Raw genomic sequence first — 15,284 nt, forward strand, 5'->3', positions numbered from 1 at the left:
TACTTTGTTTAACGTTCGTCAAACGTTCGTTTAACGCTAAGCTGTTGATTTAAAATAATTTATTGATCCAGACTTACCCGTGTGATTTAATGATAGTGGTTATCAAAGACTGAACAGTTATCAATGAATAAACGAGTACCTCACAACCTAAAGCTTTATCACTACAAAGGGGAAGTGTTTGAATTAACCGAACTGTGCAGCCGAGGAGCGAGACTTAGAAAGAGCACTATAAAAAGTCGACTTAGGCTTGGCTGGAGCGTAGAGAAAGCAGTGGACACTCCTCGGCAAGAGAAAGGCGCCATCAATGTTGTACATGGTATGCGCAATACGCGAGAATACAGCATCTGGAGCTCAATGAAGAAACGAATATTAAGCCCCAGTAATCCTAATTATCAGTTCTATGGCGGAAAAGGTTTAGGCATAGAGCCAGAATGGGTCAAAAGCTTTCAGGCTTTTATTAATCATATTGGTGAAATACCAGAGCCTAAGTCAGATTATTCAATTGATAGAATCGATAATGCACGAGGATATTTCAAAGGCAATGTTCGTTGGGCGACACTACAAGAGCAAGCTCGAAACAAGAGTAACAACCTTTATGCTACTTATCAGGGTGAGAAACGACTGTTAGTAGAGCTAGCAAAACAAGCAGGTATTTCTTATCAAACACTGTACTCACGACTCTATATTCGGGAGTGGAGTATCAATAGGGCGCTAGGTACTCCGGTTCAAGAGAAAGAACGAAGATATTATTTCAAAGGAGAATGGCATAATTTGGTTAAGATCTCTGAAATGTGTGGTGTTGCGTATAGCACTTTAAACAACCGCGTAACTCAACAGGGTATGACTGTTGATGAGGCAGTACGGGCAAATCCTTACCCAACAATTGAAGTTCACGGTGAATGGCTGACACTGAACCAAATTTGCAAAAAGTATCAAGTATCTTTCGTGACCCTTAAGAAGCGTTTAGCAAAAGGAATGACACCCGAGCAAGCTGTAGCAGATCAGATTGAGCGTAAACTTTATCAAGGCAGGTGGTTATCGCGTCAAGAGCTGGCTTTGGAGACAGGTCTTGGTATTGACACAATCAATCGTCGGTGGCGTAAAGGAATGTGTATAGAAGATATTACTAAACCAGTTACAAGAAAGATGACTCAACACCTTCATAATGGGATTATGTGCAGCTTGACGCAGATCGCGAAGTTGGAAGGTGTTCCCTTTGGCAGTTTGGCAAGGCACATTCGAAAGGGTTTGAGCCTAAAAGAAGCTCTGGGGTTAATGAAAAGACCGAGTAATTAGTATTGTTGTGTTGATTGGTTAACTTTTATTTACTAATAATCATATGATTAGATTACTAGTGTTGAGAGAATTAAGTCAAAGGGCATTTAGCTAATTTGAGTCATAGACTGCCAGAATTCACAACGGGCTAAAAATCAGCTCAGCAATAAATGAAGGTCCACTATCGAAGTAGACCTTCATTTTTTTAGAACCTATCCTTATAGCGTTTGAACGAAATCAGAGATAAATCTACCTCAAAATCCATCTTATCCATTGCGTGCTTCATTGCGGCATAGCGTTCTCTCAACGTGATCAGGGAGACTCGACTTTTATGGTCGTAGACGTGTCGAGTAACATCAGTCCAGCTTTCTGCTGCAATACCGTATTTGGTAAAGTCAGAATTGTGGCCAACGATATTCTTTACTAGATCGAGCTCTAAACGATCTCCATGTTCGTTTATAAGAGTATTGAGTAAAGTCGTAATAAAGCCATGACGGAAGCTATGAAAACACAGTACTTCCTTGTCTGATGGGTTAGAGATAGCACATTTGTGCAGGTAGCCTTCATATCGTGGTGAGCCATCCTTTAGTTTTCCATTGATATTTCGGTTAAAGAACTGTCCAATGCGATTGCTGAACGTGTCGCCCTTACGTTTTAAGGTTGGAAATAAAGGCGTCTCTGCTGTTGAAGCCCCCTCTAAAATAGCTCGTCGATAATCCAGTAACCCCATATCCAATAAGAATTGCGGTATAGGGAATGTGCGTTCACCGGCATCGGTTTTACTGTTACGAACAGTGATACACCAAAAGTCTTCTTCAATGAAGATATCGGAAGCGCTTAACGCACCGATTTCTTCAGAGCGCATACCTGTAGTGAGCGCGATGAGCGGGATCCAAAACTGCCAAGGCTGAGTCTTTTCTCTCGCTGCTTTGTGGTCTCCGTACAAGTATCCATCCATAAATAGCTTGTGAAGATCATGAGCTAAGAAGTTCACGACGATCTTTTTTGTGGCTTTTGCATGCTTTTTAGAAACCACCAGCATCGAATATAAGTCTTGTTCTAGATGGTGTTCATTTTGCGCCCAACGAAGTAGGCAACGCACGTGCTTAAAGTGTGTCTCAATCCCTTCTCCAGATAGGGTAGGGAGCTCGGAAGCTTCAATCGTCTCTTTGAACCACTTAGGACGCTTGCCGTTTGCCTTTGGGATGATGAAGCCTTGCTTATCAAAGTTTCGAGGTATGGCGTGAATCAGCTCACGATAAGAGCGGATTTTATCCGCATTGAGCAAGTGGATGCGAGTGTTTGCTCCGACTATGTCTAAGAAGCGCTGTAGATAGATCTTGCGAGCTTTAAGTGTTTTTTCCGTGTTGAGACTGTGCTCTGACTCAAATGCGTGAAATCGCGCTACAAGCGTTTTTAGCGTCATGCTTGAGATGGCGACAGAACGTTCAGCGGGAGCGGGCTTCTTAGAGGGGGCAGGGGAAGGCAAGGCGCTTTTATGCAACCTTTTGGTGGCTTTCAAAGCACCGGTTAGCTCACTACAGGTCTCTTTGAGTTTGGCGTTTTGATCTAACAGAGACTGCTTAGCCGATTGCTGTGCTAACAGTTCTTTTCTTAATTCAAAATTGAGATTTCCTGTTTCTTCAATCTTTTTATTAAGTTGGTTGGCTTGTTTCCAGAGTTCAACTTTGCTTTTTAGAGTTGTCATATCAAACTCATCCTTTTCTAAATATGTGTCTAACCAAAGTTTCAGTTGGTTCGCATTTTCCAATACCCGAAGGTAGTGAGGAATTGCGACCAAAAAATCTTTGGTACCCATAGATAGGGAGAGTTCTTTTGGTGAGTTGGATAAGACTCTTAGTTTTTTAGAAAAAATGAACCTAAAGTAGTAAACGCCAAACTTATTTTTCTTTAAATATGGAAGTTTTCTCATGATCGTGACACCTATTCGTGACACTGACTTCCTTTCGCCCTAAAACGAAAAAAGTCTGACTTCTTGTTAGAAATCAGACTTTTAACGATGATTGGTGGAGCTGGCCGGGATGGGATCATTTAACGAATAAAAACTCATATTTTCAATTACTTACTAGGTTATCATCACTTTCGTCAGTTGTCACACGTGCTTGGTACACCATTTCCGGACGCCGGTTCAACTCCTCCAATTTCCTCTCTATTTCATCCTGCTTTATGAATGACCTCACGTTTTGCTTGGCTTTCTCTTCAATCACTGTTAAATCAGTGACATAAAGGAAGATGCAGCGTAAATAATGAAGCAACAACCTAGCTATGCTCTATTGGGCACTTTAGGGCTGAATATCAAAAATTGACACTTGAGTTTTACCAGGTTGCTCGAAGTGAATACACCTCCTAGTCTACTTGATTTTGATAGTTTGGCAGCCGAAGGGGCAAACAATCGGGGGTCACATTACAACAACGCAAAGACAGTATTTTGAGTTCGATAGGAGGCACCAAATTGAAATTTGAGCTGAACAAGAAAGGGGAAATCAAGAAGCTAACCGCATTAGCAGAACCTCTGACACCAGAAGATATAGTTGCCGCTATTTTCTTGTTTGAGGAAAAGGGCAGATATGTAGAAACGTATGCACATTCTACTAAATACGATTTGGTATACGAGGGAAAACGTTACCCTCCAAAGGCTATATTTGGGCTCGCTCTCAGTTCTCGTTTAGGGCAAAAAATAAAGTCCGGTCATTTTAGTGGAGGTCCGTCTCATCCATGCTTTAAAGTGCTCAAAGCATTAGGCTTTACCATCGCTAAGAAAAGAGCTGAACTGGCGCTGTATGATGAATATAGCCGCCAAGATATATCTGAACTTTTTGACCCAGACTACGAGTTTAAACAGGGTGCGGGGCGCTGGGGGATCTCCGGTATTATTTCAGGAAAGCCAGGCCCGGATGATGTTGTGTTCATTGTGACTTTGGAAGAGCGGGATGGGAATGAATATGATGACTTTTTGACTGAAGATGGCGTGTTGTTTTGGAAGTCTCAAAACCGTCACGCGCCGCAAAGCTCTTTGATTCAACGATTAAGTGCGCATGATCCTGACTTAGCAACCATATACTTATTCATGCGAACCAGTGAAAAAGACGACTATACATTCTTAGGCCCTCTTGCTCTTCGCGATTGGGATCCTATGTCTTCCAATCCAGTCCATTTTCAATGGGACTTGCTGAGTTGGCCATTACCAAAAAACATAGAAAAAACATTCTCCAAGCACATTCGATCTGCTTTGGTTCCGACATTTAAACGACCTAATGTAGAGGGTATGCAACTAAAAGAAGAGCCGGCGCCTTATGGCAGGAAGAAACGAAGCTCTACTCGGCGAAAATCGAAAGGAACGATAGATTGGTCATTGAGAGAAAAGAGAAACAGAGAGTTAGGATTAGCTGGTGAATATGCAGTAATAGATTACGAAAAGCACCGCTTGATCTCTGCCGGAGAACCGGAATTAGCTGAGCAGATAAAACACATTGCTTTGGTCGATTCGTCCGCTGGGTACGATGTGCAATCATACAATATTGATGGTTCTGAGCGACATATCGAGGTCAAAACAACAACTCAATCCAAAAGTGCTCCTTTTTATATATCATCAAATGAAGTGAAAGTCTCGAGTGATTTCGGAGGCAGTTATTGGATATATCGGCTTTATGGTTACGACGTAAATAATAAGAATGTCTCTTTCTATATGAAAAATGGTCCAGTAGAAGAAAACTTTGAACTAGAACCCGACACATTTAAGGCATTTGCTAAATAGCACAATACACAAAGAGGCGTTAATGTCCGATATTATTTATCACTATACAGATATTCATGCGTGTCAAAGCATGATAGAAAATAAACAGTTTTGGCTAAGTGCACACTCATTTCTGAATGACGAAACAGAGTATTTTGAAGGATTTAAGGCTTTTAAGAAGATGCTCGATGAAAAGCTCAAAGGTGTGCCTCCTGCATCACAATTAAGGGCACAAGAGCTTATATCATATATTGAAAAAATTATGATTTATTCAACGTCTTTTTCTAAGGAGAGTGACCTTTTATCGCAATGGCGTAGCTATTGTCCAAAGGAAGGAGGTGTCGCGATAGGGTTTGACCGAGAGGCGTTAAGTAGGTCGCAAAGAATTCAACTAGGTAAGCTCAATTCGCGGTACTTGGAAGATTGTTGCTATGACAAGACGCAGACTAAATTTGATGCAGCTACTTTAGCTGATGCAATTCATATGCACTTATGCTCCGGAGACTCTAATGATAGAGAGCGATTCTTACAGCATACTTTTTTCCTTGAATTAATGACGTTTTTAGGTCGTACTAAAAACCCTCATTTTAGGGAAGAGCAAGAAGTGAGGTTGTTTTCATATGGAGACAGAGGTCTAGAGCAGTTGGTGATAGAGGCTACTTCGAGTATGCCTTCTATACCTTTAGTTCAACCAGAAGAGGTCTCCTTTCGACCAAAGCAGAATTTCCTTGTCCCTTATTTGAAAGTGGATTTTCCAATAGAAGCGATCAAACAGATTAATATAGGCCCGTCCAACTTTACGAAAGAATGTGAAGAGTCGTTGACTATGTTTATGAAAGCTAAGGGACTCAATATAGACATTACTAAATCTGAGATTCCATACAGAGCAATCTGATTGTTAAGCAAATTGCTTTTTGAATTCGACTTCCTGCTCCTTTCTGATTGTTGAAACCTCTTCAGCGGACATTTCTCGAAACTCAAGTACGGGCAGTTCTTCTGTTTCGAGCTCTGGGGATGTCATAGAAATCAAGTGACGCAAAGAGTCGCTGTTGAGTTTGTTTGCTGTTGCAAGAGCAACTAGAGCACGAGATTTTAGAGCAAGCTCTTTGAGGTCTGTCGTTTTGGTTGCGCAAAGTTCATCGATGGTTTGGCTCATTGCTTCTCGAATCGCCTCAGAGCGAGCAAAGTCATCAACTATGAGTGAGGATAGGCGTATTTTAGTTTCATCACTGCTAAGGGCTCTCAAGAGTTCGTCTTTGGCTTGTTCGACTAACTCTGATTTGGCTGTTTTGGATGATGAACAAATGCGCTTTATAGTGGATATACTGCAACCTATTTCACGTCCGATGGCTGGATTAGAAAATCCGGCTTCTTTCATTGCGAGTGCTTTGGCTTTTTGGGATTCAGTGAGTCTTGGCATGAGGCTGTAGTCCTTTTGTGAAGAGTGATAAATTACAATCCGCGATCGGAAAGCCAGCTATAAAATCGAGAACGAGCAACTTTACAACCCCGGTCCTCCAGCAACCGTAAGATCTTTGCTTTAGAGGTTCCGTTGTTCAGCTCAGGCATGATGAACGCAATATGATCATCGAGTTTGGATTTCACTTTGGCACCTTTTGGTCGTCCACTAGCTAACCCTTTTGCTTTGCGTTGTGCATGTCCTGCTTTTGCTCGTTCTGAGCGTTTCTGTGCTTCCATTGCAGAGGCAAAAGATTGCCCCACAACCGTAAAGATGGTTTCAGCATCATCAACGTTCTGAGAAGTGATAGCGCGGTTATCATAAGCAAGGTGCAGCTCACCATACTCGGCAATTTGTGCGATGGTGCCAATTAGTTGCATGACCTTGTTGCGACCGAGTCGTGTGATGTCAGAAACCACGATTGACTGCCGAGCGGCAATTAGACTTGAGAGCTGTCTATCTTGCAGATTCGTCTTGGATGCAGATATGTGCTCTTCTACCCAATCCGTGATGGTAATTTGATTTTCCGCAGCGTATTTTTTGATTGCTTCTCTTTGGCTGGTGCCGTCTGCTTTATTGATGTCCGATACACGAATATACCCAATCATATAGCTTTGCCCGTAAAGTCCTCTTTAATGCACTTATTGTGCGATAGAAAGGATGATTTTGGCAAGTGTTTTGTGTCCTGTTTAATGTAATCAATAGAAAGGACATATAGATACAGTTGAAGTAGCTCAAAGTAAATTGTGTAGTGGCCTAATAGAATGTGTTTAGGTTTATAAGGAGATGAATATGCCACTCAGAGCAACATTGAATGACAAGCAAGTTCAATCTTTCGAGTTCCCATTAGATGAGTGGGAGGAACTTAAACATGGATATCGAAAGCAAAAGCTTTTAATGCCGTGTTGTTTAAATAAAGCAATTCCGAAAACCAGCAAACTTGGCACTCAATACTTTGCTCATTCTCGTCGAGGAGATTGCACTTCAGCCCCTGAATCACAGGAGCATATGTATCTAAAGTTTGCTGTCGCAAAGGCGGCCAAAGAATCGGGCTGGACCGTGACAACAGAATATCAAGGCTGCACTCCTTCGGGGGACAAGTGGGTTGCTGACGTTTTTTGTGAAAAAGGGACTGCAAGAATTGCTTTTGAAATTCAATGGTCACAACAAGCGACGAATGAGTATTTGAGACGAACAGAGAAATATACTCAATCCGGAGTACGTTGTGCTTGGCTATTTAGGCTAAATGGTAGCAAGGAATATGGTCGCTATGAATTCATTGAGTCTTATAGTTTGCCGTATTTTGGTTTCAAGAAAAAAGCCGATGGCTATGTAGTGGCTCGTTATCAGAAAAGTATTACTGAATTTGTACATGGAATGCTGTGCGGTAAGCTTGTTTGGGGACCAAAGACAGGTGATTTGTTAAATATACGTGTGTGCTATATCGATGATATTTGTTGGAAATGTAAAAGAACAACGAATCTGGTCACTGGATTAGAAGTATTAGATAAAAATAATCGTCATCTCGATTTTTTATCGTTCGGTGGTGCTGGAGTTGAAGAGTGGATAAGTACTCATATAGACAATGCTGAATTACATGCGGCAGGGATAGGACAGATTAAAAATAGGTACAGTAAAACAGTTGGACATTCTTATATGTCTAATGGGTGTTTTCATTGTGATGCCCTTCAAGGCAATTTTTTTATTCCTCCGAGTTTAGAAGGTGGAAACAAACTTGTTTGTGAATGGTCATATAACTCGGAAGAGTTGCATATAGAACCTACATGGTCATTTGAGGGAAATCCCGGCACCTATTGGTTTTAGAGCTGAGCCGGTCCAAAACCGGCTCAATTTTCAAATTTGCCTATAGAGAGTGAGCCGGTTCTGTTTAGCTTAGACCGATATTTCTAAGACTATGCCAATCTGAAGCAACTTAAGAGGAAGGGAGGTGCTTTGTTCTAATGTCCTTGAGTACTGACTGGAGTTTTTTATAACGATCTTTACCTAATGCTGTTAATCGTCGGTCTAAATAGACATCATGGGATTGTTTCAAAAGATAGTTACATACATTTTGCGCATCACGTGAGCTTTTTATCTTCTTGAACATGGATTGATAGATACCTTTTCTATATACCCAATCACTGCCTGCACTCGCTTCCAAAGCGCGTTTAAACTGCAATTTGAAGCGAGCGTTAGTTTTTGGATAGGCAATCACCATGTGTATGTGTTTTTCACCTTCAGAGTCATTTTCGAGTACAGACATAACCATAGGTGGCGTGACTCCTAGTTGAGCGCAGCAACTCTTGAGATAACGACGTACTCTAGCTGCGATCCAATGTCTAGGATTGTCTTGTTGGTGTATTTGCTTAAGTATTGCTGGCGTAAACTTCAGAGTTACATGATAACTGTCAATCGTACAGTCGTTTCCTATTGCATCTATCGTCAGAATGGCTCGCTCGTAGTTACAGAGATCTTTCCATCGAGGAAGGGTAGATTTGATAGTAGATAGTTTAGGATAAGCACTTTTATCCTCCATAGTAACTAGGTGGCATGCTAATTGCCTGAACTGATCGTATGTTCGATTGGTGTAAAGTCTTGTTAAAGCAAGAATTAAGCGCGTTTGTGGTGACTCAAGTGCTATGAGTGAATATTTACAAATGTCCGTGATTTCTCTTTTTTTTCTTTGTTCACATTCCAGCCAATATTTATGACTGCTTATCGATAGGTCAGCCAATTTGAGTGCAGCTATTTGCTGAATAGAGGAGGCTGTTAGAGGAGGAGTGTGCATGCTAGAATCATCCTTATTAGAGGTACTACTTTCTAGTGGTATTAGAGAAGCCAGCGGGGATACGCTGGCTTTTTTGTGGGTGAGGCTTACTTCTTCTTACGGCACTTGAAGCGACTAAAAGATACTGCGTTGAGGTCAAAACCAAAGTCGAGGTTATCGAGCGCTTGCTTCATAGCATGGAGGCGTTCTTTTTGCTCAGGAATGGGAAGGCGGTCCCTATGGTTGTATGTGTGCAGTGTTACATCACTCCATCGGCTTTCAGATATGCCGTAGGTTTTCGCAAAATCCATACTATGACCAACGATGTTTTTAATCGTTTCAAGTGTGGCAGGTTCTCCCGTCTCTTTGAGCTTGGTATTAAGCATAAGAGTGACAAAGTTATGCCTCAGGCTATGGAAGCTTAGCGATATATCGCTTCTGTCTGGAAATACACCAACTCTAGCCATGTAACCATTGAGGCGCACCTCTCCTTTGTTGTCTATCTGTTTTGATGAAGCATTAAAGAATTGACCTATAGTGTCACTGTATTTTGATGTTTTTCCTTTGAGCTTCAGCTCTTCAAATAGTCGAGTAGGTTTTGATTTAGTGCGTCTACGACTCTTCTTGTCCTTGTAGTACTCAATTAGGCCGGCATTGATAAGTGATTCAGGAATAGGAAAGTAGCGAATACCAGCATCACTTTTGGCTTCTCCGATACGAATACACCAAAATCCCTGTTCATAGATAAGGCTATCAAGCGTCAACGCACCGATCTCATCGGAGCGCATTCCTGTCGTTAATGCAATTAAAGGAACCCAAAATTTCCAATCGAGTGGCTTTTCGCGAGGGCGCATTCTATCGCCATAAAGATACCCGGTGAAAAGCTGGTTAAGTTGGTCTTGAGTAAACGGTACACGTTTCTTACGGGTCGATTTCTCACGCTTTGCGGAAACAGTGAGCATGTCGCTATAGTCTTCGGGCAGGTAACGATTAGTTTTAGCCCATCGTAGTAGCTGTCTGGCATGCTTAAACGCCGAGTTGATCCCTCCGCCAGAGAGGCGCGAGCCATCTAAGCTTTTTGTTTGATCACTAAACCATTTCGCACGTAAAGATCGGTCGGTTGGTAACATATACCCTAACTTATCAAAGTTCGAGGGGATATGGTGCATCACTTCTCTATATTCCTGAATATGACTAGCGCTCAAGTCGCTAATAGATAGGTCATACCCAATGATATCGATAAAACGATTCAGGTGACGCATTCGTGCTTGTAGAGTCCGTTCAGTGTTAGTGCTCTCAGTTGCCTCATACGCCAAAAATTTGTCTATCAGCTTACGCATGAGTGGTGATGGCTCAATCTTTTTGCTTTCCGGTACTGAAGTATGCTTTGGGACAATCGCATCACGTATCTTAAAGTTTTCTATTCTAAGTCGAGCGATCTCTTTGTCTTTGTTTATATTGTCGGCATAGAGTTCATCGGCTGCTTCTTGAGTGGCTTGAAGTTCTAGTTCTAACTCTTCATGCCGCGCCTTGAAATACTTTATCCGGTGATTGTCAATTTTTTGCTGAAGCACCTGTCCAATTGCTGCCATAGTCATAATTCCTAATTGCCTATGATAAAAACGGAGCAAGGAAGATATCAAACGACGAGACGATACGCTGAGAGGGAGGTAGCTTTTTAGAGCCGTATCACTGCATTTGGTTCTAAGTGACACACGAAGCTCTCTAGGGACGCCTGGAACGTCTTTGAGTGCAGAGGGAAAGACAAGTCGGAAATAATAGACGCCGAAACGGTTGAGTGTAAGGCCTGGAAGTTTTTTTTGCATTGGGACACCTTAGTGGCTCATCCCGAAAGCAAAATTCAGATAGAAAAAAAGCCTGTAAAAACAGGCTTTTATCCAATCGATTGGTGGAGCTGGCGGGAGTTGAACCCGCGTCCGAAAACCGTTCATCATTGGTACTACATGCTTAGTCGATCTTTAAATTCACCAAGTACCTGCGAACCGACACGCTAGTAAATGACTATCCTGAATTATAATTCGCCGTTCATCTCTCAGGCGGGAGAATCCGGGCTAGCTCTTTTGGGTTTGATCTCTTATTGGTCCCCGTCTTAAAAGCGGAAGCTAGGGTAAGAGAGCTCTCAGCAGGTTATTAAGCTGCTAGTGCGTAGTTTTCGTCGTTTGCGACTATTTTTTTGCGGCTTTTAACGTGGCCAACCGCCCCACGACATGCACCTCAGACTTCAGAATTCCCGTCGAATCCTAGATCAGCCCCTAGTGTTCTTGCATAGTACCAGAAAAGACCAGCCTGTCTAGCACCATGCTTACTGGATGCTTAATATTAGCGCAGTTTACTCTTCATAATCCGAGCTTTATCGCGCGCCCAGTCTTTATCTTTAAGATCTGTACGTTTATCGTGCAGCTTTTTACCCTTAGCGACACCGATCTTAATTTTAACCCATGAACGTGACCAGTACAGGGATAATGCTGTAAGTGTCATGCCATCACGGTTAATGCTACCGAAAAGGTTGTCTAGCTCTTTACGCGAAAGCAGAAGCTTACGGATACGAGTAGGGTTAGCTACAATATGAGTAGACGCTTGGTTAAGTGGTATAATGCTCATACCGCTAATGTAAGCTTCGCCATCTTTAAGATAGACGTAGCTTTCTGCGATATTCGCTTTACCTTGACGTAGAGATTTTACCTCCCAACCTTGGAGCTCTAAGCCAGCTTCAAGCTCGTCCTCGATAAAGTACTCGTGACGGGCTTTTTTGTTCAGCGCGATAGTATTACTAGACGCTTTGGTTTTTGATTTTTTCTTTGCCATAATAGCGCCATTATACGGATTGCCTTATTATAGGGAAATTCTTTTTACTCGGTTTAGGGTAAAGCTCAATAAAATTAGCGATTTAGTAGTTGAGGAGTAGTTATGCCGCAGGTGACCCGTTCAGCATTGGTATCATTTAGCGCTGAACAAATGTTCCATTTGGTCAATGACGTCGCACGATATCCTGAATTTTTACCGGGATGCTCTGGCTCTCAGGTGCATGATTTTGATGACACCATGATGACTGCTTCTGTAGATGTCTCTAAGGCTGGTATAAGTAAAACTTTTACCACCAAGAATGTATTGCATATTGGTCGTGCGATTGAAATGAATTTGGTCGATGGTCCATTCAAGCACCTTAAGGGAGGGTGGTTTTTTACTCCTCTTGATGAGGGGGCTTGTAAAGTGGAGCTGAAACTTGAGTTTGAATTCTCTAGCCGAATGATAGAAATGGCCTTTGGTAAAGTATTTAACGAGCTGACTTCCAATATGATTAATGCCTTTACTCAGCGAGCAAAACAGGTGTACCCGTGTTATGAGTATTGATTCCGATATGATCCACGTTGAAGTCGTGTATGCACTTCCCCATGATCAAAGGGTGGTGGCTTTGGTAGTAAACAAAGAACTAACGGTTGAGCAAATCATTGGACAATCAGGTTTGTTAGCCTTATTTCCTGAGATAGATCTTAAACAGAATAAGGTTGGTGTATTTAGTCGCAACGTTAAACTCGATGCTTTGGTGCGAGATAATGACCGCATTGAGATATATCGACCTCTGCTGGCAGATCCAAAAGAAATTCGACGTAAACGAGCAGAGCAAGCAGCAAAGAAAGCGGCCGAGAAATAAATCGATAGATATTAGAAGGGGAGCACAAGTGCTCCCCTTTTTTATTTGGTTTAGTGACGTTGTTATTGAATAGCTTGATTGAAAGCTGGGCCTGCGCTGAAGTCACCTTCAATGCGTTGTAGACGCTCATCACTGCCAAAGAACACAAATAGGTTCTTTTGCTCTGGGTCGTTATGACCTTTTGTGAAATGGTAGATGTAATACCATTTGTTTGGTTTACCGTTTTCTATCAGCATCGGTGAACCTAGAACATAGCGCACTTGTTCTTTAGACATACCAATACGAAGCTGATCTACTGCAGATTGTTCGACAAAATTGCCTTGGCTAATATCAATGCGATAAACCAATTTTTCTAAGAAAGCACAGCCAGTTAGCATTGTTAGGGCCAATGGAGCTGCGATTAACCATTTTGTAAGCTGCATATGATCAGGTCTTTAACTTCTAAATAAAACTCGGCAGATAATAAACAAGCTGAGCCAGCTTGTATAGAGAAACAGCCATGAGAGTGGGGATTGCCTGTTATTGACTGTGCAAAATATGACATTTCCCGTGTTTTCATGGCTGTAGACAGTTGGATTTAGCGTGAGTTCCTTTAAGCTGCCATTAACTCTTTGGCATTGGCCAATGTTGATGAGGTGATTTCACTTCCTCCCAATAGTCTTGCTAGTTCTTCTACACGTTGTTCTGTATTTAGGGTAAACATTCTTGTTTCAGTAGTGCCTGCTTTTGTTTTCTTTGCGACAAACATCTGCTGATGGCCACTACCAGCTACTTGAGGCAAGTGAGTCACACAAAGGATTTGCGTACTTTCACCCAGTTTACGTAGCATTTGTCCAACCACTGCAGCCGTTGGACCACTGATCCCGACATCCACTTCATCGAAGATTAGGCTTGGTGTTTCTACTTTTTGTGCGGTGATAACTTGAATCGCCAAAGATATCCGTGACAATTCACCACCCGAAGCGACTTTACCTAACGGTTGTAGAGGTTGGCCTGGGTTTGCAGAGACTAAGTACTCTATATCATCAGTGCCTAGTGGAGAGGCATATTTAGAGTCGTTATTGATACTGATATCAAAGCGTGCCTTCTCCATACTAAGCTGATGCATACTTTCAGAGATCAGTTTATTGAGCTCCTTTGCATATCGTTTGCGCGACTTACTGAGTTTTTCGGAGCTTTTAAGGTACTTATCTAGGGCTTGATTCACCTCAATTTGAAGTTGCTCAATGCGTTCATCTGAGCAATCAAGTGCTTCAATTTGTTTTGCGAGATCTTGATGGTGCTGATACAAGTCTTCAGGTAAAACTAAGTGCTTTTTAGCCAACGACATTACACGTGAGTAACGTTCTTCTACCATCTGCATACGCATTGGATCCATATCGATAGAATCAAGATAATTACGCAGTTCACTGCTTGCTTCTTCCATCTGGATCAAGGCTTCGTTGAGCATTTCACTAATACCTGAAAGACTGCTGTCTAGCTCACCTAATTGCTGTGTTTGATGTATTACATTGTGTAGCAGGGTAATGGCATTGACAGCGTCATTATCGCTAATCACATCAAGGCTTTGCTGAGTTAATGACAGAAGTTCACCACTATTGGATAACTTTTTGTGTTCGTCTTCCAATTCTGCGAACTCATTTTCTAGAAGTGCTAATTCATCTAATTCTTTAATTTGGTATTCAAGTAGTTGCTTTTGAGCAAGATTTTGCTGACCATTTTGAATGGTTTGCTTAAGCGTATTGTCTGCTTGTCGCCATGCTTGATAATGCTTTTGAACATTATTCAGTAAGCTTTGATGGCCAGCATACTGATCGAGTAAGGTGATCTGATATTCTTTTTTAAGCAGTTGGTGATGGGCGTGTTGCCCGTGAATACTGACTAATGTCTGGCCTAAGCTTTTAAGCTGAGAAACAGGTACAGGATTGCCATTAATGAAGGCGCGAGAGCGCCCATCTTTGCCAATAACTCGACGTAAAATACATTCCTCACCATCGGTAAGTTCGTTGTCTTCTAGCCAGCGCTGTGCACTGAGATTGCTCTCAATCATGAAGCTAGCGCATAGATCTACTTTATCTTCTCCTTGGCGCACCATGCCTGAATCAGAGCGGCTTCCCAAGCACAGACCTAAGGCATCGATAGCGATAGATTTACCAGCACCAGTCTCACCGGTAATGGTGGTCATGCCAGGCTGAAGTTCAATTTGTAACGATTTTACAATGGCGAAATTATTAACACTAAGATGAGCTAACATACAAAAATCCATAGAATGAAACACTGTATATGGAAACAGTATATACTGGTTTTACATACAGTAAAGTCGCTCAGTGAGATTTTTGTTATTTTTTGTGTGATG

General features: G+C 41.9%; 14 protein-coding genes and 1 other RNA gene. 6 read left to right on the forward strand and 9 right to left on the reverse strand.

Annotated elements, in window-relative coordinates; genetic code table 11:
- The first annotated feature begins 123 nt into the window (after positions 1–123).
- Entirely contained in the window at positions 124–1,296 is a 1,173-nt protein-coding gene (locus OCU48_RS03040; protein ID WP_141343654.1) for a hypothetical protein, read from the forward strand.
- Between the two features lie 184 nt (positions 1,297–1,480).
- Here OCU48_RS03040 and OCU48_RS03045 read toward each other — a convergent pair whose 3' ends face one another.
- Complete coding sequence (locus tag OCU48_RS03045) at positions 1,481–3,208, reverse strand: site-specific integrase (RefSeq protein ID WP_141343655.1); 1,728 nt, start codon at positions 3,206–3,208, stop codon at positions 1,481–1,483.
- Between the two features lie 540 nt (positions 3,209–3,748).
- On the opposite strand from OCU48_RS03045, the gene OCU48_RS03050 reads away from it, so the two are divergent.
- Together OCU48_RS03050 and OCU48_RS03055 are read left to right on the forward strand one after the other, a co-directional pair.
- The gene (locus OCU48_RS03050; RefSeq protein ID WP_141343656.1) at positions 3,749–5,050 is read left to right on the forward strand and encodes a DUF3427 domain-containing protein; all 1,302 of its coding nucleotides are present in this window, start codon (positions 3,749–3,751) and stop codon (positions 5,048–5,050) included.
- 22 nt (positions 5,051–5,072) lie between these two features.
- The gene (locus OCU48_RS03055; RefSeq protein ID WP_141343657.1) at positions 5,073–5,924 is read left to right on the forward strand and encodes a DUF2971 domain-containing protein; all 852 of its coding nucleotides are present in this window, start codon (positions 5,073–5,075) and stop codon (positions 5,922–5,924) included.
- A 3-nt stretch (positions 5,925–5,927) separates the two neighbouring features.
- On the opposite strand, the gene OCU48_RS03060 is transcribed toward OCU48_RS03055, so the two are convergent.
- Both OCU48_RS03060 and OCU48_RS03065 read right to left on the reverse strand, forming a co-directional pair.
- Positions 5,928–6,449 (reverse strand): helix-turn-helix domain-containing protein, encoded by a 522-nt coding sequence (locus OCU48_RS03060; RefSeq protein ID WP_141343658.1) that lies wholly within the window; start codon positions 6,447–6,449, stop codon positions 5,928–5,930.
- A gap of 32 nt (positions 6,450–6,481) precedes the next feature.
- On the reverse strand, positions 6,482–7,096 hold the full coding sequence (locus tag OCU48_RS03065) for a recombinase family protein (RefSeq protein ID WP_141343659.1): 615 nt from the start codon (positions 7,094–7,096) through the stop codon (positions 6,482–6,484).
- A 184-nt stretch (positions 7,097–7,280) separates the two neighbouring features.
- Here OCU48_RS03065 and OCU48_RS03070 point away from each other — a divergent pair, with 184 nt between their 5' ends.
- Positions 7,281–8,312: a competence protein CoiA gene (locus OCU48_RS03070; RefSeq protein ID WP_167496136.1), complete on the forward strand. Its 1,032-nt coding sequence runs from the start codon at positions 7,281–7,283 to the stop codon at positions 8,310–8,312.
- Positions 8,313–8,421: 109 nt separating this feature from the next.
- Here OCU48_RS03070 and OCU48_RS03075 read toward each other — a convergent pair whose 3' ends face one another.
- The 4 genes from OCU48_RS03075 to smpB all read right to left on the reverse strand — a co-directional run bounded on the left by OCU48_RS03075 (position 8,422) and on the right by smpB (position 12,081).
- Complete coding sequence (locus OCU48_RS03075) at positions 8,422–9,276, reverse strand: hypothetical protein (protein WP_141343661.1); 855 nt, start codon at positions 9,274–9,276, stop codon at positions 8,422–8,424.
- A gap of 86 nt (positions 9,277–9,362) precedes the next feature.
- Complete coding sequence (locus OCU48_RS03080; RefSeq protein WP_141343662.1) at positions 9,363–11,081, reverse strand: DUF6538 domain-containing protein; 1,719 nt, start codon at positions 11,079–11,081, stop codon at positions 9,363–9,365.
- 81 nt (positions 11,082–11,162) lie between these two features.
- Positions 11,163–11,529, reverse strand: a transfer-messenger RNA (tmRNA) gene (gene ssrA, locus OCU48_RS03085).
- A gap of 66 nt (positions 11,530–11,595) precedes the next feature.
- On the reverse strand, positions 11,596–12,081 hold the full coding sequence (gene smpB / locus OCU48_RS03090) for an SsrA-binding protein SmpB (RefSeq protein WP_141343663.1): 486 nt from the start codon (positions 12,079–12,081) through the stop codon (positions 11,596–11,598).
- 102 nt (positions 12,082–12,183) lie between these two features.
- On the opposite strand from smpB, the gene OCU48_RS03095 reads away from it, so the two are divergent.
- Both OCU48_RS03095 and OCU48_RS03100 read left to right on the forward strand, forming a co-directional pair.
- Complete coding sequence (locus OCU48_RS03095) at positions 12,184–12,627, forward strand: SRPBCC family protein (protein WP_141343664.1); 444 nt, start codon at positions 12,184–12,186, stop codon at positions 12,625–12,627.
- Positions 12,617–12,928 carry an RnfH family protein gene (locus OCU48_RS03100; protein ID WP_141343665.1) on the forward strand — a complete coding sequence of 104 codons (312 nt, stop codon included), beginning with the start codon at positions 12,617–12,619 and terminating at the stop codon, positions 12,926–12,928. Before OCU48_RS03095 ends, OCU48_RS03100 begins: the two co-directional genes overlap by 11 nt.
- Before the next feature lie 62 nt (positions 12,929–12,990).
- On the opposite strand, the gene OCU48_RS03105 is transcribed toward OCU48_RS03100, so the two are convergent.
- On the reverse strand, positions 12,991–13,350 hold the full coding sequence (locus OCU48_RS03105) for an outer membrane protein assembly factor BamE (RefSeq protein ID WP_141343666.1): 360 nt from the start codon (positions 13,348–13,350) through the stop codon (positions 12,991–12,993).
- A 170-nt stretch (positions 13,351–13,520) separates the two neighbouring features.
- Positions 13,521–15,182, reverse strand: coding sequence for a DNA repair protein RecN (gene recN, locus OCU48_RS03110; protein ID WP_141343667.1), 1,662 nt, complete (start codon positions 15,180–15,182; stop codon positions 13,521–13,523).
- Between the last annotated feature and the right edge of the window lie 102 nt (positions 15,183–15,284).

This window comes from Vibrio inusitatus, from assembly GCA_024346935.1.
GTDB lineage: Bacteria > Pseudomonadota > Gammaproteobacteria > Enterobacterales > Vibrionaceae > Vibrio > Vibrio inusitatus.